Source organism: Corynebacterium simulans, assembly GCF_001586215.1.
Lineage (GTDB): Bacteria > Actinomycetota > Actinomycetes > Mycobacteriales > Mycobacteriaceae > Corynebacterium > Corynebacterium simulans.
Genome location: NZ_CP014634.1, coordinates 1640094 through 1660739, shown reverse-complemented (window position 1 = coordinate 1660739; position 20646 = coordinate 1640094). Strand labels below are relative to the sequence as shown.

Here is a 20646-nt window from a genome sequence, read left to right as displayed (position 1 = left end):
TGCAGGATTAAGGTGCTAGAACCATTGTTCTAGCACCTTTGCTACGCCCGATTGATGGTTGGCCATGGTGACTTCGTCAGCAGCCTCCTTCACGGCAGGATGCGCATTGCCCATGGCGACGCCGCGCCCCACCCACGACAGCATTTCGATGTCATTGGGCATGTCCCCAAAAGCGATTATGTCGCTGCGTTCGATGCCAAAGTTCTCCGCCAGCCAGGACACACCCTTGCGCTTGGTCACGTTGGGGGCAGCGACTTCGAGGATGCCCTCCGTCATCGAATAGGTAACATGGGCAACCGTTGGGTCCACCCGCGGAGCAATCAGATCGTAGAGTTCAGGGGCGCTAAATTGCGTGTTGCGGATAAGCAATTTCACCGCGGGCTCAGCCGCTAATTCATCGATGGAAACGACCCCGAAGCCGTCGAAAAGCGCGTTCTCGGAATAGTGGGGCTCCACCACAAAAAGCTCTTCGACGGGGTCGGCAAGCGAGGTCCCGCCGCGTTCCGCGCCGAAGCCTGCTCCCCCAAGCGGCTCCAGTACCTCCTGCGCCACGGCGATGACGTCTGTGATGGCCGCGGGCGAGAGCGCGTGCACATTGAGGAGCTTATCTTCCGCGGAATCGTAGATGACGGCGCCATTCGACGTCACGCATACCGGGCGGACGGGCAGCTGCTCCAGCACGGGCGCAATCCAGCGGAACGGGCGCCCGGTGGAAAGCGCAAAGTACGCACCCGAAGCCACGGCTCGGGCTATTACTTCACGGTTTCGCTTGGTGACGCGATGGTTCTTATCCAACAAAGTTCCGTCGATGTCACTGGCAATAAGGCGCGGCGCCCATAAGGAATCAACCATGCCCCACAGTCTACTTCGCGCCCGCAGGCAATTAGCACCTCCTGCAAGAAATAAGGTCCCGCACCAAAAAGATGCGGGACCTAGAGCGCGCTAGCTAATCGGGAGCTAGCGGGAGGGTTGCCTACTGAATGACGTCATCGTCTTCAGAGTCTTCCCAAGCCAGGGAACGCTTGATGGCGCGCTTCCACTCGCTGTAGAGGTTGGAACGCTCCTCCTCATCCATCTTCGGGCTCCAGACCTTGAACTCACCGCTGCCGGTGTCCAGGCTCTTTAGATCCTCGAAGTAGCCAACCTGCAGGCCAGCGGCGAAAGCAGCACCGGTTGCGGTGGTCTCCACGTTCTTCGGGCGGTGCACCTCGACGTTCAGGATGTCCGCCTGGAACTGCATGAGCAGCTCGTTGTGCGTCATGCCGCCGTCGACGCGCAGCTCGGTGATCTCCACACCGGAATCGGCAACCATGGCATCGGCGACGTCGCGAGTCTGGTAGGCAGTTGCCTCCAGAACCGCACGGGCGATGTGATTACGGTTAGCAAAGCGGGTAAGGCCAACGATGACGCCGCGGGCATCCGGGCGCCAGTACGGTGCGAAGAGACCGGAGAAGGCCGGCACGAAGTAAACACCGCCGTTGTCCTTGACGGAGCGGGCCATGTTCTCGATGGAGGCCGCGTTCGGAATCATCTGCAGGTTGTCGCGCAGCCACTGCACCAGGGAGCCACCCATGGAGACCGAGCCCTCGAGCGCGTAGACAGGGCGTTCACCCTCGCGCTGGAAGCACACCGTGGTCAGCAGACCGTTCTCGGAGAACTTCGGGGTGGTACCGGTGTTCAACAGCAAGAATAGGCCGGTGCCGTAGGTGTTCTTTGCAGAACCCGGGCGGAAGCAGCCCTGGCCGAACATTGCTGCCTGCTGGTCGCCGAGGATGGCGCGAATCGGCACACCAGCCAGGGAGCCGCGGGCACGCACAGTGCGGAAGTCGCTGAGGGAAGGACGAATCTCCGGCAGCATGGAGGTAGGAATGCCCATCTCCTTGCACAGTTCCTCATCCCACTCGAGCTTTTCGATGTCCATGAGCAAGGTACGGGATGCGTTGGTGACGTCGGTTGCGTGAACTGGCGGCTGGTCGCCGTCGCCCTCGGCGCCACCGGTCAGGTTCCACAGCAGCCAGGTATCGATGGTGCCGAAGAGCAGGTCACCAGCCTCGGCACGCTCGCGAGCACCCTCGACGTTATCGAGGATCCACTTGACCTTTGGGCCTGCCGGGTAGGAGTTGATGACCAAGCCGGTGCGGCGACGCCACTTGTCCGGGCCCTCCTCCCTCGCCAGCTCCTTGCAGATCTGGGTGGTACGGGTGTCCTGCCAAACAATTGCGTTGTAGACCGGTTCACCAGTGTTTTTATCCCACACGACGGTGGTCTCGCGCTGGTTGGTAATGCCCAGCGCAACGATTGACTCGACGGCGACGTCGCCGTTGGCCAAAGCCTCGCCGACGGCGCGGCGGGTGTTGTCCCAGATTTCCTTCGGGTCGTGTTCAACCCAACCTTTTTCCGGGAAGATCTGCTCGTGCTCGAACTGGCCGACGGAGACCTGCTCGCCGTCGTGGTTGAAGATGATGCAGCGGGTGGACGTAGTGCCCTGGTCGATTGCTGCTACGAACTTGTTTTCGCTCATGGATTTACTCCTTGCGTAGTTTCAAAGATGCGGTGAGATGCGTATTTAAGCCAAAGCCATGGAAAGGAAACCGATGGCTACTGCAGCAAGCATCGGGGCGACGATTGGTACCCAGGCATAGCCCCAGTTGGCGCTTCCCTTGTCCTTGATGGGAAGGACGAATGCGTACATCAAGCGCGGACCCAGGTCACGAACCGGGTTGATGGCGTAGCCGGTTGGGGTACCCAGGGAAAGGCCGACCGAAACGACGACGAATGCGACTGCGAAATACTTCAGTGCACCAATCTCACCGCCGGAAGGACCAAAGGCAATGAACATCAACAGTACGCAGGTACCGATGAACTCAGTGACCGCATTCCAGAAGCTATTCGGGTGAGCAGGGCCAGTGAAGAAGATGCCACCGGTGGAGGCGTTCGCACCGGTTTCATTGCCAGCTTCGTCGAGGTTATTGGCGTCGAAAAGCTGCTTGAAGGCCGCCCAAGCAAGCAATGCGCCGAGCATTGCGCCCAATAGCTGGCCTGCGATGTAAGCAGGAACGAGGTTCCACTCAAGGCCGCCGTTGATGGCAACCATCAAGGTCACGGCCGGGTTGAGGTGGCCGCCGGAAGGGTCCGCCACGCTGGCGCCCACGAAAACTGCCATGCCCCAGCCCAGGGCAATGACAATCCAGTCAGATCCTTTGGCACCGGAGGTGCGCAGGGTAACCAAGGCGCACACGCCGTTACCCAGCAGGAGGAGCAGGGCAGTTCCGATGAACTCCCAGAGGAAAGCATCCATTGCGGTCATGCTTTTAGTCTTTCTCTTGAATGGTCCTTATACCTGCGGCTTGCCTGCCGCGCGCACGAGGATGTCGTTTGCTTCTTGGTCGGTCAGTGCTGCTTCTGCCTGCAGCTCGGCTTCGGTGTGCTGCTTGAATGCGGCGATTTCTGCCTGCTTGACAGCATCGTCCCAGCCCAACAGCGGAGCGACGAAGTTGGCCACCGCATCGGCGCAATCGACGCCGCGGTGTGCGTACTCAATGGCGATGCGCAGGCGGCGCGAAAGGATGTCATCCAGGTGCAGTGCACCCTCGTGGGTGACGGCGTAGCGCACCTCAGCCCACAGGTACTGCTCTGCGCCTGGAACCGGCTTCAGCAGCTCAGCGTCTTCTTCTGCCGGAGCGAGGACCTCGCCCAGCAGGGAGCCGTAGCGGCCAAGCAGGTGCTCGATGACGTCCTGGTGCACTCCGTAGCGCTTAGCCAAGGTCGGTACCTGGTTAGCCAGAGCGTGGTAGCCCTCGGCACCCAGGATTGGGGTGCGTTCGGTGACGGACTCTGGGGCGTCGAAAGTCAGCTCCTTTACTGCCAGGTCAACGGCATCCTTACCAATGACGCGGTAGGTGGTGTACTTGCCACCGGCAACGGAGACGAGGCCCGGAGCAACCTTGGCCACGGCGTGGTTGCGGGACAGCTTGGTGGTGGTGTCGGACTTACCGGTCAAAAGCGGGCGCAAGCCGGAGTAAACGCCGACGATGTCGGAGCGGGTAATGGTGCGGGAAACGCGCTGGTTAACCTGATCCAGGATGTAGTCGATGTCAGCCTTGGTTGGTGCCGGATCCGGCAGAGACAGACCCTTTTCCCAGTCCGTGTCGGTGGTACCGATGATCCAGTATTCGCCCCATGGAATAACGAAGAGGACGGACTTCTCGGTGACGAAGCACAGTGCAGCATCGGCGTCGAGGGCGTCCTTCGGCACGACGATGTGCACGCCCTTGGAAGCGTGGACGGTGAACTTGCCCTCCACGCCGGCCATCTCCTGAATCTTGTCATTCCACACGCCGGTGGCGTTGATGAAGACGCGGCCCTTAATGGTGGCCTCGCGGCCGGTTGCAACGTCACGGACATGCGCGCCAATGATGCGGCCGCCGCGGTCCTTTTCAAAGCCCACGACCTCGGTGCCGGTACGGACGCTGGCGCCGAACTCGGCGGCGGTACGCAGGACGGTCATGGTGTGGCGAGCGTCGTCGACAAGCGTGTCGTAGTAGCGCACGCCACCAACCACTGCGTGATCCTTCAGGCCCGGGGCAACATTCAGCACGCCCTTGCGGGTCAGGTGCTTTTGCATCGGAACGCTCTTTGCGCCGCCCATGAGGTCATACAAAGTAAAGCCGCCGAACATCATCACGCGCTCCCAGACTGGGTGGGTCAGCGGGAAGATGAATTTCAGCGGCTTGACCAGGTGCGGAGCCAGGGTGGACATGTTGAGCTCGCGCTCATGGAGAGACTCGGCGACCAGGCGGAAGTCGAACATCGCCAGGTAGCGCAGGCCACCGTGGAACATCTTGGAGGAGCGGGAAGAGGTACCTGCTGCGAAGTCGCGAGACTCGACAACTGCGGTCTTCAGGCCACGGGTAGCGGCGTCGACTGCTGCGCCTGCGCCAACGGAGCCACCGCCGATGATGACGACGTCATATTCCTCATCGGAGTAGTTCTCCCATGCCTTTTCAAAGTATTCCGGGTTGAAACTCTGATTGCTTAGCTTTGTCATTACTAAACTCATCTCCTTAACTTGCCCCTTATGCCATCGCAATACAGTCGCCGTGCTCTCGCACGGCGCGCGCTACGGTGACAGGTGGAGCCTCATGGTCGCCCAAAGTGGTCCATTCCCCGCCTCGGGCCTTGAAGATCTTTTCTCCTAAATCTTATGTTAGGGGTCACGACAGAAAGCGCGCTGTTGCACTACTCACTCGTAAGTTTCGCCACCGTAACCAGCATTTTCCATGAGTTTTTATAAAGGAAAGAAACTTATTATACCCCTATAGGGGGGTGTAGACAGACAAATAAAAAGGAGCGCCCGGTCATATCCAGACGCTCCTTGCGGTTTCCCTAACCTTTTTAAGGTCTACTTCTTCTTATTCAACTTCGCCATCGCCTCCAGCACCTCGGAGACGCCAGCGCGCTCTGCCGAGTAGGTCACGGAACCTGCTTCTTTGACCAGCTCAATGGGTGCAGTCTCCAGCGCGACCACCTGCGTGTGGTCCAAGAAAACCTCGTCTCCTACCTCACCAGCAAAGACGATCACCTCACGTGGGGCCGCCCCCACTAGCTCAAGAATCTGCTCAGTAGCAGCCCACCGACATGCCTCATCTGCAACCACGATTAGCCCCGTTGGGGTGTCCACGAAACGGGCACCGGATACTTCACCCAGGACGTCCTTCACCTCACGCAGCTCGCGCTTGATATGACCAGAGACCACTTCCCCACCTTCGTAGGCCCATTCGACGACAATGTCGCTGTGTGCTTCGACGGCGGCGACGGTGGCGTCGGAAAGCGGGTGCATAGCAATAACCTCGGAGCCATGCTTGACGACGCCGCCCTGATGCTCAATCCTCCACAGTTCCTGCTGGATATTGGCAAAGGTGGAGTCTGGGTAAGCCGACGCCTGCGGGGACATCAGCACCAGCATCTGCGACTCCGGATAAACGCCGGCGAATGCATCATGCAGGCGCTTGGTCACGGAACCATCCTCATAATTCAAGGTGGATTCATCTGCCACAACGATGCGCGGGATCTGCGTGAAGTGCGCCTTCATGCGGTGTGGCAGGCGGGAGACGATAAGGCGCGACTGGGTCGCAGCGCTCAACAAGCCCTGCTCCACTTTGGAGCCCGCGAAGACTTCCTTGCTACTGGTGGCGAGGTTGGCCTGCGCCTCAGCCACATCAACCTTGAGCTGTCCCATGATTTCGGTGACTTTGTCGCGGCCCTCACCCAAGCCACGAGTGGCCTCCTCGATGACGATGTTGAGGTTTTCCTTGATCCACTCGAGTGTCTCCGGGGTGGTGCGCTTGAGCTCCTCCACCTCGCCACTGGCCGGCTTTGCGGTAATGGCCAGACGGTCCTTGACCAGCTCAGAGGTGGCTTCGGAGATGCGAGTCTTGAGCCCCATCAGGTCATCGCGCAGGCGGCGCACGCGGTAGCGCTCCGACTCGACCGCCTTATCCTCGCGCTCTGCTTCCTCCAGGCTCGGCGCTCCGCCGCCCATGCGGGCTGGAACCCAAAAAGCGCCCTTCGGCATTGGACCAAACTCCGCCTCGTAGTCTTTCCAAAGCACCTCGAGACCTTCCTGCATGCGGCGACGAATTTCGGCGGTGTCTGCCTCGACGTCGCCAGTCGGTTTAAAAGGCTCGAGGGCACGGATAAGCAGCGGGGTATTGCTGCGGCCCAGGTTCTTCTTCTGTCCCTTGGTCCACAACCGTTGGGAGCCGAAGGTGACCGTCGGGATAATCGGCACGCCGGCTTCATAAGCGATGCGGGCTGCGCCGCCACGCATGCTGCGGATTTCGAAGCTGCGGGAAATCGTACCCTCGGCGAACACGCCGACCAGCTCGCCGGCCTTGGCCAGCTCGATGCCTTGGCGGATGGAAGCTCCACCATCGATCCGGTCTACCGGGATGTGGCCCATCATCTTCAGCAGTGGGCCCACGACTGGGGTCTTGAAGACTCCGGCCTTGGCCAGAAAGCGCACCAGGCGCTTCTTCTTATGCGGCAGAAAACCGCCGAAGACAAAGTCCATGTAACCGGTGTGATTGACCACGAGCACCGCACCGCCCTTGTCCGGGATATTCTCCTCGCCCCAGGTGCGAAACTTAAGCCCCTGCGCAATAGTAACGCCCCGTGCCAGGGTGACAATGCGTTGATAAAAGAAGTCTTTAACGGCGTTCATAGTTCTTCCCCCTGGTTAAAAATGCGGGACTTTGTGGAGGCTAAAGGTAGCTCGGACAAAACAACTACTAGTTAAGCACGACAAGTCCCCCGGGTCAGGAAAACCCGGGGGACGTATATATAACTGTTAACTAATCTGCTTTAGCGCGGACGCAGAACATCCTTGCCCACGAATGGGCGCAGCGCTTCTGGGACAACCACGGAGCCGTCGGCCTGCTGGTGGTTTTCCAAGATGGCAACGAGCCAACGGGTAGTGGCCAGGGTACCGTTGAGGGTTGCGGCGTACTGGGTCTTGCCGTTTTCGTCGCGGTAGCGGGTCTGCAGACGACGCGCTTGGAAGGTGGTGCAGTTCGAGGTGGAGGTCAGCTCGCGGTAGCAGCCCTGGGTTGGGACCCATGCCTCGTTGTCGAACTTGCGGGCCGCAGACGAGCCAAGGTCGCCACCAGCGATGTCGATGGTGCGATAAGGCAGCTCCATCGCAGCGAGCATGTCCTTTTCCATCTGCAGCAGCATCTGGTGCATCTGCTCTGCTTCTTCCGGCTTGCAGAAGACGAACATTTCCAGCTTGTCGAACTGGTGAACACGCAGGATACCGCGGGTGTCCTTGCCGTGGGAGCCAGCCTCGCGGCGGAAGCAGGAGGACCAACCGGTGTACTTGATTGGGCCGTCGCTGAGATCCAGGATTTCATCCTTGTGGTAGCCCGCGAGCGCAACCTCGGAGGTACCGACGAGGTAGAGATCATCTGCCGGCAGGTAGTAGATCTCATCGGAGTGCTGGCCCAAGAAGCCGGTGCCGGCCATGATGTCTGGGCGAACCAGAACTGGCGGGATCATCAGCTGGAAGCCAGCCTCGCGCGCCTTCTGTGCCGCGAGCATGAGCATGCCCAGCTGTAGGAAGGCACCGTCACCGGTCAGGTAGTAGAAGCGGGCGCCGCCCACCTTGGCGCCACGCTTTACGTCGATAAGCCCAAGGGACTCGCCGAGTTCCAAGTGATCCTTCGGCTCGAAGTCGAACTCTGGGATCGTGCCAACCTCTTCGAGGACGATGAAGTCATCCTCGCCGCCAGCCGGCGCGCCCTCCACGACGTTGGAGAGCTGGAACTGCAGCTCGTTTACCTTTTCTTCAGCAGCAGCCAGTTCCGCCTCGGCCTTCTTGACCTTTTCCTTCAGCTCATTAGAACCCTCCAGCAAGGCTGGGCGCTCTTCTGGGGAGGCCTGGCCAATCTTCTTGCCAAAGGCCTTCTGCTCGGAACGTAGCTCGTCGGCTGCCAGGATGGCAGAACGGCGGGCTTCGTCGGCGGCCAGAAGCTCGTCAACAAGAGCTGGATCCTCACCACGGGTTACCTGGGAGGAACGGACAACGTCTGGGTTTTCGCGGAGGAACTTTAGATCAATCACGCTTAAAAGTTTAGCGCACTAGGCTGCCCTTGCAGTGGTAATAACCAGCGAATTATTATGTGTTTATGACCGCACAAATCATCACCGATGGACCCGTCCCAAAGCATGCCCAGCTGCGTGACATCCTCACCGAGCTGTGCAACACCACTTTGAAGCCAGGGGACATCCTCCCAGGTGAGCGCATTCTGGAAGAGACTTATGGCGTCTCTCGCATCACGGTGCGCCGCGCCATCGGTGATTTGGTTGCCGCCGGACGCCTGCGGCGCGTGCGCGGCAAAGGCACCTTCGTCGCCCCTAATCCCCTAGTATCTCGTCTGCATTTGGCCTCATTCTCCGATGAAATGGGTGCCCAACGTGTCCAGGCCTCCAGCAAAATCCTCTTGGGCGGCCGCGCGTCAGCCCCGGATGAGGTGTCCGAGTTCTTCGGCGCCGATCCTTCCGTGACGCATACCCACCTACGCCGCCTCCGCTTGGGCGATGGGGAGCCCTATTCCATCGATGACGGTTGGTATAACTCTGCCTTTGTTCCCAACCTTCTGGAAAATGACATCTACAACTCGGTCTACGCCATCCTGGACTCCAACTTCGATCTACCGATCACGGAGGCGGATCAGACGGTCACGGCGATTGCGGCGGATGCGGAGATAGCGCAGCTTCTCGACGTCGAGCCCGGCACCCCACTGCTGCACATCATCCGCAAGTCCCGCTCGGGCGATCGCCCAGTTGAGTGGTGTTCTTCGGTCTATCGCACCGACCGCTACCGGCTTACCACACGGGTAAGCCGCGCTCTCGACACCTAAGGGATAAGAAGAATCCCAGGCAGGCGGGTACTATGGGAGGCCTTATGAGTAAGAATTCTCCTTGGCGCTCATCGTTTGCCGTCCGCTTATTCTTGGTGGCCACCCTCGCAGCCGCCGCGTTTCTCGGTGCATACGGGCTGCTTAGCCCGAATACTGGCAGCACGAACAACCAGTCCGCTCCCAATAAAGCAGAGCAGCCCTCCGCCGAGCCGGAGGTAGTTGCGTTTACCTCGGCCGAGTCCGGCACCTGCTTATCCTGGGACATCGACGGCAAGGGAGAAATCTCTAACTTCGCCGAGATTTCCTGCGATAAGCCGCACCGCTTTGAGGTTGCTGCTCGCGAGGATCTCAGCACCTACCCCACCAGCGAGTTCGGCCCCGACGCTGAGCGGCCCGACGTAACCCGCCAGAATGCCCTGCGCGATGAGCTGTGCGAGTCCAGCACCCTGGGCTACCTGCACGGCAAATGGGATCCAAACGGCAAGTACGACATTGCATCTGTCCTGCCGCCACAGGCTGCATGGCAGCAAGGAGATCGCACCCTACTCTGTGGCCTACAGACCACCGATGAGGCAGGCGTTCCACAGCTAAATACCGGCAACGTGGAAGCGGTGGATCAGGCGGTCGTCGCCAAGCCTGGCGAATGCCGCAGCATCGATGACAAGCAGATCGTGCGCACCGTGGACTGTGCGCAGCCGCACCAGCTGGAGACCGTATCCATCGTGAACCTGGGCGAGCACTTCACCGGTGGCTACCCCAACGGTGAGGAACTAAACTCCTACCTCAACGAAACTTGTACGGCCGCCGCCATCGAGTACCTGGGCGAGGAAGAAAACCTTTATCAGTCCACCTTGCAACCCTTCTGGGGCTCGGTCAGCGAGGCCGCATGGAACGGTGGCAGCCGCTCCGTGAACTGCTCTTTGATGCACCCAAACGATGGCCACTTCTCCACCATCACCGGCTCAGCCACTGGCGGCCGTAACGCTCTGACTATCGACGGCGCGCCACCAGCAGTCCAGCCAGAGCGCAATCCGGTGCGCAACCCTTCCGCAGCGCCCACCCCAGCGCCTAACGCACAGGGCGCCCCAGCAGACAATAGCTCGGCGGCTAACACTCCGGCACCTGCCGCGCAGTAATAAGCCGAGCAAATCGGTAATACAAAAGGCGATAACGAGCAGCAGGTGTATTTAGTAAGCGAAGAGCGCTTCGATGAGATGGTCAACGATGCGCTCGATAAACTCCCGGACGAGTTCGTCCAGCGGATGCGCAACCTGGCCATCTTGGTGGAGGATTTCAACGCAGAAAATCCCCACCTGTTGGGCCTCTACGTGGGCGTGGCCCTTCCGGATCGCACTTTCGACCACACGGGCTTTCTCCCCGACACCATCTTCATCTACCGTGGTGCGCTGCAGGAATGGTGCAACACGGAAGAAGAGCTGGCGCACCAAGTCGAGGTGACCGTCTTCCACGAGCTCGGCCACTACTTCGGGCTAGAAGAACACGAGCTACACCATCTGGGCTGGGGTTAGCGCCCTCGGCTAGATGCTGCTGGATTCTTCCATATCGGTATCTGCCCAGCGTTTCAGTGTCCACTTGCCAAAGGGCTGGCCGTTGGGCTCCATCACCGTAAAACGTCCGTTTGCCATGTACCCGGTGTAGGCGAAGTCCGCGTCGACTCCGGTGGCGTGACGGCTGACCACACGAATGGCGGCGCCATGGCTGACAACGACCGCGTCCTCGTCCTCGCCTAGGTTAGCGGCAATTTCTTCAATAACTGGCTGATAGCGCTCCAGCACGTTGCGGTAGGTCTCGCCGCCTTCCATGCAGGCGTTCTCGTCGCCGTCGAGCCAGCCGCGCAGCGCCACCATGTAGGAACGGTGGGCGTCCTCGCTGCCGTCCATCTCGAAGTCGCCGGCGAAAATTTCGTGGATGCCCGTCTTTACCTCCACAGGCACACGGATTTGGCCGGTGGCCTTGGCAAAAGACTCCGCCGCCAGCATCGCGGTTTGCTGGGCGCGCAGCGCAATAGAGCAATAAAAGCGCACCTTGCGGCCTGCGGTTAGCTCCGCAAGCTCTTGGCCAACGTCCGTGGCCTGACCACGGCCACGCTCGGTAAGCTCGGCTCCCGGCGGGCGTGTATCGAGCAGGTGCTCGACGTTGGAGTAGGTCTGGCCATGGCGCACGAGAAAGATTCTTCCGCTCATAGTTTCCTACACTATTGGCCCTTCCGTGCCCGCGCTACCCATTCATCTGCCGCTTTCAAGCGCGATAGATCACGCGGCTGCGTGCCCTTATCCGAATAGGAGGGCCACGAACCCAAGAAGACGAGTTCTTCCGCGCGCAACCACAATGCGCGCAGCGCTGCGGCCACGGGTTCGTCATCGATGTGGCCTACTAGTTCCACGTGGAACCTATACGTGCCGAGTCCGGTGCGGGTAGGCCGCGATTCGATACGGGAAAGATCCACACCGCGGTGGGCGAATTCCTCCAGTGCGCCGACCAACGAACCTGGTTCGTTGGGCAGGGTAAAGACCACTGCGGTCTTGTCACGACCGGTGCGGGTCGTTGGTTTTCCGGGCAGCCCCGCGAGGACGAAGCGGGTGGTGGCGCCCTGGACGTCGGCCACGGCATCGGCAAGCGTGTCCAGCTCAAAGAGTTCCGCGGCGCGGGTCGGCGCTGCTGCCGCATCGACTTCCCCCGCAGCTACCGCCTGGGCTGCGGCACCATTGGAGCTGGCGGCAACAAACGTGGCAGCGGGAAGATTCTCTGCCAACCAGCCACGGACCTGCTGCAAGGCCACCGGATGGGTGGAGAAGGTACGCACGTCAGTGGGCTTAGTGCCGGGCCGGACCATGATGCTAAACGCAACGGGCAGGTCGACTTCGCGATAGATCTGCACTGCGTCGCCATCGACCAGGGCGTCGGAGGTGGCGGTCACCGCACCGTCGACCGAATTTTCCAGAGCAACGCAGGCATAATCCGCTTTACCTGCGCGCACCGCGTTCACAGCTGCCGCAGGCGAGTCCACTGGCAGCGGCTCCACGGCGGCGAATTCACTGGCCATCTGCTGCAGGGCAGCCTCGGTGAAGGTACCGGCGGGGCCAAGGAAAGCAATTTTTGTTGCGGTGCTCATGCTGGCAACCCTAGCCCACTAGACTGTGGCGCCATGGAGTTTTCCCCGGATTTCAGCTTGGCGGCTCTCCGCGAATCGCTTGCGCATTTAAGCGCCGAAGAGCATGGATTTACCCACCTCGACTTGGAGCGCGCACCGCAGGCGGAAGGCCGGTTAAGCGGGTGGATACTCTCCGCCAAGGATCTCAACGATGTAGCGGGCATGCCTACCACCATGGGGCATGTGCAGCGCACCTATCTCCCAGAGTTCAGCGATCCTTTCATCGAGCGCTTGGAGCAGCAGGGAGCGCGCATCGTGGGTAAGTCCGCGGCACCGGAGCTGGGCCTGCGGGTAGATACGGAGCCGGTGGACCTGCCGCATCCGGATAACCCGCTCTATCCAGGAAAGACGCCGGGTGGTTCCTCGGGCGGTGCGGCCGTGCAGGTGGCCCGAGGGTTGCTGCGTGCGGCCCATGCTTCGGACGGCGGCGGCTCCATCCGGGTGCCCGCTGCAGCTTGTGGCGTGGTGGGCTTCAAGCCCTCCGGCGAGGAGCTGGCGGTGCAGGGCTTTATTGCGCGCACTCTTGACGACGCCGCTTTTCTCCACGAACTGTGCCCACGGACGCCACGCGCACGGGTAGGCGTGCTGGTCGATCCGCTCTTTGCTTCCACGGCCGTTGCCCCGCACATGCTGCAGGCGGTCAAAGAAGCAGCGCAGGTACTAGAGGGGCAGGGCTTCGAAACGGTGGCGATTTCGCCCTATCCGCAGGCAGGCGAGACATTCCAAGCTTTCCAGCGCCTATTCATGCGCAAGCTGGCCAAGCTCCCGGAGACCACCGGCTACGCCGAGTGGATCCGCCAACTGGGGATGCAGGTAAGCAACGCCGAGCACGCGGCGGCGCGCGAGCACGCGGCGCAGCTGCCGGCGTTGTTGGCGCAGTACTGGCAGGTAGACGCCATTCTCACGCCAATGCTGACCTATGATCCGCCCAGGCGCGGCGCGTTCACCGCCCTCCCGCACCAGGAGAATTTCGACGAACAAACGCGGTGGTCGCCGTGGGGCTCGCTGTTCAACGTCGCGATGCTGCCCGCGGTTTCGATTCCCTGGAAGGTGCCAGACCATCCGCCGGTGGGCGTGCATTTGGGAGGCATAACGCTTGACGACGCCGAGCTGCTCGGCTTAGCGAAGGTGCTGCACCCATGACGCGCGGGCATCTTAAAGAGGCCGGAAACCAAAAGAACCGGACGAGGCTGACGGAAATCCTCATCGTCTTGGCCTTGAGTTTTGGTATTTCGGGCGTGCGCTCGGTGCTGCGGCTCATCGATGACCTGCTCAATCCAGCACCACTAAACGCGCAATCGGTGACCATCAACTCGAGCCAATCTGTCTCCCCGTGGCTGGACCTGGGCCTGCAGCTCTGCTCCGCCGCCGTGCTGTTTTCCTGGGGCGCGCTGGCGCTCTATTTGCTTTCGGTCCGGAACAAACCCGCGGCGATGCTTGAGCGTTTCCTGCGTGTAAGGGATTGGCTGCAGGGCGCAGGCCTGGCCGCACTCATCGGGTTGCCGGGGCTCGCACTGTACTACACTGCGCTGCACTTTGGTTGGACCAAGGAAGTGGTCCCAACCTCCTTCGATAATGCCTGGGTGGAAATGCCAGTGCTGCTTTTGAAGTCGGCCGCGAACGCCTTTGCCGAGGAAGTCGTGGTGGTCTACTGGTTTATGACCCGCCTGCGCCAATCAGGCTGGGCGCTGCCGGCTACCCTCGCGGCGTCATCAATCCTGCGCGGTTCCTATCATCTCTACCAGGGTGTATCGGCAGGTTTCGGCAACATCGTGATGGGGCTGGTCTACGGATACTTCTATGCCAAGACCGGCAAAGTTTGGCCGCTTGTCATCGCGCACTTTCTCATCGACGCAGTGGCTTTCGTGGGATATTCCCTGCTTTTCTAGACGGCGCATTCTGTTTATGCACAGCCCAGTTCGGAACAAACGTATGTGGACAAACGCATGTACACATATGGGACAGGAGTGAATTCGATGTAGAGTTGAGCGCATGACTCAATCTGGACGAGACCCGCATCGCGAGGCACGCCGCGCAGGTGATAGCCCTGTGCCCGCCTCCGGAGCAGATTCCGGCGCAGGCTCGGCCGCAGACTACGTGCTCGGTGCTGACGGCAAACCTATAAGGGACCGCTTTGGGCGCCCAGTGCGGCGTCGCCAAGCAGCGCCGCGCCCACCGCGGGCAGGATCTGCGGCGAGTAGCCCTAGCGCCCGCCCGACCTCTCCCCGCCCGGAAGAAACCCGTTTTGATGTGGGCGCATACATGGAGCGCAATCAGGGCGCGCCACGGCGCACGCCGCCCCGGCGCGAACAGCAGAGCATGCCCCAGCGTGCGCCTCGGCGCGCAACGCCAGATGTACCGCGCAGCTATCGCTCACCTGAAGGCCCAAGGGGCGTAAAACCGCAGCGTCCGCATCGCCGCCGCAAGAAGGTAAACCCGATTAAGAAGTCTTTGGGCTGCCTGGGCTGGTTCGTGGCGATCATGCTCGTGCTGACCTTGGTCTTTACCTTGTGGACGGATTCGCGCCTGACCCGCATCGAGGCGATGCCGGAACAGCAGGTCTCCAATACAGCGGGCACCAACTGGCTGTTGGTGGGCTCCGATTCCCGCCAGGGGCTGACGGAGGAACAGCAGGCAGAGCTCGGCACCGGTGGTGACGTGGGCGTCGGCCGTACCGACACCATCATGGTCCTGCACATTCCGGCTTCCGGCAAGGCCAAGCTGGTCTCCATTCCGCGCGATAGCTACGTCGAGGTACCTGGCTTCGGCATGGACAAGATCAATGCTGCCTTTACCTATGGTGGCCCGCAGCTGCTGACGGAAACCGTGGAGCAATCCACTGGCTTGCACATCGATCACTATGCCGAAATCGGCATGGGCGGCCTGGCCAACGTGGTTGATTCTGTTGGCGGTGTAGATATCTGCGTCAAGGAAGCGATTGATGATCCGCTCGCCGGAATCAACCTGCAGCCGGGCTGCCAGGAGCTGCGCGGACCGGAGGCGCTGGGCTACGTGCGCACGCGCGCTACCGCGATGGGTGACCTTGACCGTGTCCAGCGCCAGCGTGAATTCTTCGCAGCGCTGCTGGATAAGATCACCTCGCCGAGCACGCTGATCAATCCGTTTAGGACCATCTCCCTGGTCAACCACACCGCCAGCTCCTTCATCGTGGGCGAAAAAGACCACGTCTGGCACCTGGCCCGCGTGGCGCTGGCCATGGCCAGCGGCGTGGAGACCGAGACCGTGCCAATCGGCGGCTTCGAGGACACCACGGTAGGCAACGTGGTGCTCTGGGATGAAGAAGCAACCCAGCAGCTGTGGGATTCGCTGAAGTAAGACCGCTCCCGGTAAAGCAGCGATCATAAAAGGGGAGGCACCTCATCGGAGGTGCCTCCCCTTCTTTGTGTCTTTTGTAGGCGCATCGTACGCGCGGAAAGTACTAAACAGCTACTTTCTAGCGCAGGGTGACCTGGCGGGACTTGATGTTCTCGAGCTGCTTGCGCTCGTCGGAGTTCAGGTTCTCGTCGTTGTCGATCTCTGCGGCGAGCGCCTTGTCGACACGAGCAAGCTCTGCCTCGTAGGAGTCGAATGCTACCTCTGGCTGCAGGTCAAAGACCGGCGCGATGAGGCCGTGGGTGCGGAAGACGCCGGCGAACTTGGTGTTTTCACCAAGGTTCAGCTCGCCGCGTGCTGCAACGCGGGCCAGGGCGTTTAAGAAGGCGTTCTCATCATCGTTCGGGCGTACCCAACGGATGTGCGCCTTGCCGCCGCCGGCGTTTGCCCAGAAGGCGATGCCCTCGATGTCGTTGCCTACCTGGTGGGACTCGATGACGGAGTCGTTTGCCATCTGCATAGACTGCGCCACCTGCGGGGTGATCTGAGCGCCCTCTGGCATCCACCAGGAGAAATCCTGGTAGACGTTAATGTCCAAGTCTGCAGATTCCTCAAGCAGCTCGCTAAGAGCCGGCTCAGAGCCGTCTGCCGCGGTGGACTCAAGGGTAGAGCCCGGCTCATTATTCTTTACCCAGTTCAGGGCGAATGCGAGGTCGCGGCCCGGGTTGTGGGTGTGGGACTGTACCTGCAAGCCCACGAATGCGTCGCCGCCGAACTCATCGTCACGGATGAGTGCGGCAGAAGCGCCCGGCAGAACGGTGGCGACATAAACGTCCTTGTCAAAGCCCTTGAGGGAAAGCTTTGCAGTCGCGGAAGGAACGAATTCCTGCATCGCAACGAGGGAAGCCTCAGCGCTCAAGCCACCGAAGGGACGGGCATCCTTTTCTAGGGCCGCGCGCTCTGCGGCGCGAGCAGCTAGCTTGGCCTGACGGCGAGACATTCCCTCAGGCAGCTGTTCCTTGTTCTTTTTCTTCTTGGCCATGTTCACCAATCTACCTGCTGGCTAGAGCTCTATGGCGAGTAGGGCCACTTCTGGTTGATTCGTGGCCAAAATGTCTATCCCGTTGGACCACGCCCATTTCATGTCATCCGGTTTATCCACCGTCCACAGATAGGTAGGAAGCCCAAAGGCCCCGATGTCATCGGGGCGCAATTTGGCACGCAACAACGACATACCCAGGCCCGTTGGGCGGGAAAGCAAAACATCCGGGAAGTGCCGCTCCCAGTCGCGACGTAGATAGAAGCGATCGACCTGCGGGGCAAGAGACTGCATGCGCCGGACTGCTTTGTGGGAAAAGGAAATCATGTGGATGCGGGGGTCATCGAGAAGCCCGGCGTAGCGCAAGCGCAGCACCAGCTGTTCTTCAAGAACATCGCCTTGGCCGGAAGGATGCTTGGTTTCGATGTAAAGGTGATGCGGGTTATCGCCCAGCATCTCCAGCAGTTCATCGAGCAGCAGCATGTGCTGGCCGCCGCCGATGTCGACCTGGCGCAACTCCTCCCAATCCATCTGCGCGATGCGGCCTGGGCGGCCCGCGGTGCGGTCAAGGGTGGCGTCATGGTTGACCACCACCTTGCCGTCCCGGGACAGGCGGATATCGCACTCGAGGCCGTGAATCGGCAGCTCCAGCGCCTTAGCAAATGCAAGAGAGGACAACTCCGGATATTTACCGGAGTATCCCCTGTGCGCGACAATTCTCACTATCCGAAGATCTCAGTCTTGATCTTGTTGAGCGTTTCAAAGGAAGCGCGGAAGCGCTCCTTTTCGTGCTCGTCGAGCGCCAGCTCAACAACCTTGTTGATACCGGAACGGTCGATCACCGCTGGGGTGCCGATGTAGGCATCCTCAACGCCGTACTGGCCCTGCAGGTACGCAGAAACCGGAAGCACAACTGCCTGGTTCTGGATGACTGCACGAGTGATGCGTGCCAGGCCCATGCCGATGCCGTAAGAGGTGGAACCCTTGGCGTCGATGATGGTGTAGGCAGCGTCGCGAGTATCTTCGAAGATCTTCTCGATGCGCTCGTTGTAGCCTGGATCCTCCTCGGAGCGGTGGGACAAGGACACACCGCCGATATTGGCCGAAGAGACAACCGGGAGCTCAGAGTCGCCGTGCTCGCCGATGATGTAGGCGTGGACGGAGGTCGGAGCGATGTCATCCATCTCCGAGAGCATGTAGCGATAACGCGCGGAGTCCAGGATGGTGCCGGAGCCGATGACGCGCTCATGCGGCAGGCCGGAAGCCTTCCACACTGCGTAGGTCAAAAGGTCCACTGGATTGGAAGCAACCAGGAAGATGCCATCGAAGCCGTTGGCCATGACGTCGGAAACGATCGAGTTCATGATGTTGACGTTTTTATCCACCAGCTGCAGGCGGGTCTCACCCGGCTTCTGCGCGGCGCCGGCGCAAATGACCACCATTGCGGCATCAGCGCAATCCGCGTAGGTGCCCTTGGTGACGCGGGTGCGCGAAGGCGCCCAGACCACGCCGTGGTTCAAGTCCATCACGTTGCCGGCGAGCTTCTTCTCGTCGATGTCGATGATGGCCAGGTGGTCGACGGTTCCTTGGTTAACGAGTGCGAATGCGTAGGCAACTCCAACATCACCTGCGCCGATGAGCACGACTTTGTTTCCTACATGATTTCCCATGAGCCCTATTGTGCCCCGAGTCTCCCAACTTTGCCTGTTGTACGCCCGATCTCACACAAGGGACTGTCCGATTTCACATCATTTATGCCCGATCAAACATCCCCTGCACGAGGGTGAGGATGCTGGTTGAATGGTTCGCATGCGTGATATCGCCCGCAAATTCGCCCGCACCGCAGCCATACATACCCTTTCAGCTGCGGTTTTCGGTCTGGAAGTGCTCAGCGATCTTACCCCTGGAGTACGCATGACGGGCAGGAGACGTTTGCCACAAAATATGGCGCCCGGCATCTTTGTGGCGGAAATTGCTACCTGGGCCGCAGTCTCCCCGTCGCTTTTGCCACGTCCTTGGTGGGTCACCGCAGCCAACGTCGCCATCGGTCAGGCAGCCGGACATTTCACGGCAACCACCGCTGCGTTTATCACTAAACGCGGCCTGCGCTACATCGGTAAGCGCCCACAAGACAGGGTTGGGCCCACCACCCGTAGCCGCACCCACCTCGCCCTGGGCGTAATCACGCTTTTGATGGGCGCGCGCTCGCTGCGCAATCAGAGCGAGCAGGCCAAGCTGGTCAACAAGTACAACGAGCGCGGCCCCCAGTCAGCGGCACTCGGCATCGCCATCGGAACCCTAGGTTATGGCAGCCTGCTCGTCATCGGCGAGGCCGCCCAGCTCACCGTCACCCAGCTCTCCCGCCAGGCCCAACGTTGGCTGCCACGCTGGCTGGCGTGGCCATTGGCCGGATCAACCGTGGGTTATCTCATGGCTTTATTTAGTGACCGCATGCTGTGGCGGCGCTTCATTCACGACGCCTCGATGCAGGCGCTGCAGCTTAATAAGCTGGTCTATCCCGGCTCTGTGATGCCGTGGGAGCCTGAGCGCTCCGGCAGCCCGTGGTCCCTGGAGCCATGGACTGCCGTGGGCTCACAAGGCCGCGCCTTTTTGGATCGCGGCCCCCGCGCGCACGACATCAAGGACGTCATGCTCTGCTCTGATGCGCACGAGCCGATCCGCATCTTCATTGGCTTGGTCCAAGGCCGCGGGCCCATCGCCGCCGCTCAACAGGCACTCGCCGAGCTGGAACGCACCGGTGCCTTCCGCCGCGACACCATCGTGATTGAGTTGCCAGCAGGTTCCGGGTGGATCAACAACTACTCGGTGTCCGCCTATGAGTTTTTAACCCATGGCGACTGCGCCACCGTGACGCTGCAGTTTTCCTATCTTCCTTCGGTCTTTTGCTACGTCGTGGACCGCAAAGCACCAATCAATGCTGCGCGCGAACTCATCGCCGCGGTGCAATCACGCATCAACGATATGCCGGAGGATAACCGGCCGAAGCTTTACTTCGCCGGGGAATCTTTGGGCTGCTACGGCATCGTTGAAAACTATCGGGACTTGGAGGAATTGCTGGCGGCTTGCGATGGCGCGGTCTTTACCGGCCCGCCGCGGATGACGGCTTTTACCCGCCGTTTGGCCCGCGCCCGCGACCGCGGTTCATTGGAGCGGCTACCGCTTATCGACGCCGGGCAACACGTCAGGTTCGCTTCCACCCCAGAACACATGGAGCACGACGCCTTTGGCAACGAATACCAGCGCTGGCAGCGTCCCCGCGTGGTCTTTGCCCAGCATGCATCCGACGCCATCGTCTGGTGGGATCGCCGCCTCATCTTTATACGTCCAGACTGGATCCAGGAACCCGCCCCAAGGACGCTGTACGCAGATACCTTCAGGCGCCTGCCATGGGTGCCTTTCATCACCTTCTGGCAAGTAGCTCTCGACCAACTCAATTCGCTCAACGTCCCTGGCGGACACGGGCATAACTATTTCGAGGAAACCTTCTGGTACTGGGATAGCGTGCTCGGCTCACAGGCGCGTACGCAGCTAACGTCAGAACTGGCAGAGCGCATGCGCGCCTTCGTCGAGCGCGACCAGCTCAACAAGCCTTCCGATTTCCGGCACCAGGTAAAAAAGCGTTTTTAGCTAAGAAACGCTTCTCGCTCTATCCCGGCATGGCT

General features: G+C 60.6%; 18 protein-coding genes. 7 read left to right on the top strand and 11 right to left on the bottom strand.

The features are described 5' to 3' along the window. Positions 1 to 15: 15 nt before the first annotated feature. The 6 genes from WM42_RS07850 to serS all read right to left on the bottom strand — a co-directional run bounded on the left by WM42_RS07850 (position 16) and on the right by serS (position 8619). On the bottom strand, positions 16 to 852 hold the full coding sequence (locus WM42_RS07850) for a Cof-type HAD-IIB family hydrolase (protein ID WP_062036802.1): 837 nt from the start codon (positions 850 to 852) through the stop codon (positions 16 to 18). A 121-nt stretch (positions 853 to 973) separates the two neighbouring features. Then, on the bottom strand, positions 974 to 2521 hold the full coding sequence (glpK, locus tag WM42_RS07845; RefSeq protein ID WP_062036799.1) for a glycerol kinase GlpK: 1548 nt from the start codon (positions 2519 to 2521) through the stop codon (positions 974 to 976). A gap of 45 nt (positions 2522 to 2566) precedes the next feature. Next, a complete protein-coding gene (locus tag WM42_RS07840; RefSeq protein WP_062036796.1) occupies positions 2567 to 3307 on the bottom strand; it encodes an MIP/aquaporin family protein in 741 nt (246 codons plus the stop codon). Positions 3308 to 3334: 27 nt separating this feature from the next. Then, positions 3335 to 5047, bottom strand: coding sequence for a glycerol-3-phosphate dehydrogenase/oxidase (locus WM42_RS07835; RefSeq protein ID WP_062036793.1), 1713 nt, complete (start codon positions 5045 to 5047; stop codon positions 3335 to 3337). A 354-nt stretch (positions 5048 to 5401) separates the two neighbouring features. After that, the gene (locus WM42_RS07830) at positions 5402 to 7222 is read right to left on the bottom strand and encodes a lysophospholipid acyltransferase family protein (protein ID WP_062036790.1); all 1821 of its coding nucleotides are present in this window, start codon (positions 7220 to 7222) and stop codon (positions 5402 to 5404) included. 140 nt (positions 7223 to 7362) lie between these two features. Next, a complete protein-coding gene (gene serS / locus WM42_RS07825) occupies positions 7363 to 8619 on the bottom strand; it encodes a serine--tRNA ligase (protein WP_062036787.1) in 1257 nt (418 codons plus the stop codon). Between the two features lie 65 nt (positions 8620 to 8684). Between serS and WM42_RS07820 the strand changes: the two genes are divergently transcribed. Genes WM42_RS07820 through WM42_RS07810 form a run of 3 tightly spaced genes read left to right on the top strand, consistent with a single transcriptional unit; the run spans position 8685 to position 10948 of the window. Next, on the top strand, positions 8685 to 9419 hold the full coding sequence (locus WM42_RS07820) for a GntR family transcriptional regulator (RefSeq protein ID WP_061925084.1): 735 nt from the start codon (positions 8685 to 8687) through the stop codon (positions 9417 to 9419). A gap of 44 nt (positions 9420 to 9463) precedes the next feature. Then, the gene (locus WM42_RS07815) at positions 9464 to 10555 is read left to right on the top strand and encodes a septum formation family protein (RefSeq protein WP_062036784.1); all 1092 of its coding nucleotides are present in this window, start codon (positions 9464 to 9466) and stop codon (positions 10553 to 10555) included. A 45-nt stretch (positions 10556 to 10600) separates the two neighbouring features. Further along, positions 10601 to 10948 carry a metallopeptidase family protein gene (locus tag WM42_RS07810; RefSeq protein ID WP_096337089.1) on the top strand — a complete coding sequence of 116 codons (348 nt, stop codon included), beginning with the start codon at positions 10601 to 10603 and terminating at the stop codon, positions 10946 to 10948. 9 nt (positions 10949 to 10957) lie between these two features. On the opposite strand, the gene WM42_RS07805 is transcribed toward WM42_RS07810, so the two are convergent. Together WM42_RS07805 and pheA are read right to left on the bottom strand one after the other, a co-directional pair. After that, a complete protein-coding gene (locus WM42_RS07805) occupies positions 10958 to 11623 on the bottom strand; it encodes a histidine phosphatase family protein (RefSeq protein WP_062036781.1) in 666 nt (221 codons plus the stop codon). An 11-nt stretch (positions 11624 to 11634) separates the two neighbouring features. After that, positions 11635 to 12552, bottom strand: coding sequence for a prephenate dehydratase (pheA, locus tag WM42_RS07800; protein WP_062036776.1), 918 nt, complete (start codon positions 12550 to 12552; stop codon positions 11635 to 11637). 33 nt (positions 12553 to 12585) lie between these two features. On the opposite strand from pheA, the gene WM42_RS07795 reads away from it, so the two are divergent. From WM42_RS07795 to WM42_RS07785, 3 genes are all read left to right on the top strand, one after another. Then, positions 12586 to 13734: an amidase gene (locus WM42_RS07795; protein WP_062036773.1), complete on the top strand. Its 1149-nt coding sequence runs from the start codon at positions 12586 to 12588 to the stop codon at positions 13732 to 13734. Beyond that, a complete protein-coding gene (locus WM42_RS07790) occupies positions 13731 to 14480 on the top strand; it encodes a CPBP family intramembrane glutamic endopeptidase (RefSeq protein WP_061925099.1) in 750 nt (249 codons plus the stop codon). The genes WM42_RS07795 and WM42_RS07790 overlap by 4 nt, the downstream gene beginning before the upstream one ends. Before the next feature lie 103 nt (positions 14481 to 14583). Beyond that, positions 14584 to 15927, top strand: coding sequence for an LCP family protein (locus WM42_RS07785; protein WP_062036770.1), 1344 nt, complete (start codon positions 14584 to 14586; stop codon positions 15925 to 15927). Positions 15928 to 16045: 118 nt separating this feature from the next. On the opposite strand, the gene WM42_RS07780 is transcribed toward WM42_RS07785, so the two are convergent. From WM42_RS07780 to WM42_RS07770, 3 genes are read right to left on the bottom strand one after another with little or no spacing between them, the layout of a single operon-like run. After that, entirely contained in the window at positions 16046 to 16966 is a 921-nt protein-coding gene (locus WM42_RS07780; RefSeq protein WP_062036768.1) for a DUF5926 family protein, read from the bottom strand. A 21-nt stretch (positions 16967 to 16987) separates the two neighbouring features. Further along, positions 16988 to 17686 carry a glycerophosphodiester phosphodiesterase family protein gene (locus WM42_RS07775; RefSeq protein WP_062036766.1) on the bottom strand — a complete coding sequence of 233 codons (699 nt, stop codon included), beginning with the start codon at positions 17684 to 17686 and terminating at the stop codon, positions 16988 to 16990. Next, a complete protein-coding gene (locus WM42_RS07770; RefSeq protein WP_062036764.1) occupies positions 17686 to 18633 on the bottom strand; it encodes an L-lactate dehydrogenase in 948 nt (315 codons plus the stop codon). Before WM42_RS07770 ends, WM42_RS07775 begins: the two co-directional genes overlap by 1 nt. Before the next feature lie 130 nt (positions 18634 to 18763). On the opposite strand from WM42_RS07770, the gene WM42_RS07765 reads away from it, so the two are divergent. Next, positions 18764 to 20611, top strand: coding sequence for an alpha/beta-hydrolase family protein (locus WM42_RS07765; protein ID WP_082787655.1), 1848 nt, complete (start codon positions 18764 to 18766; stop codon positions 20609 to 20611). Positions 20612 to 20646 lie beyond the last annotated feature (35 nt).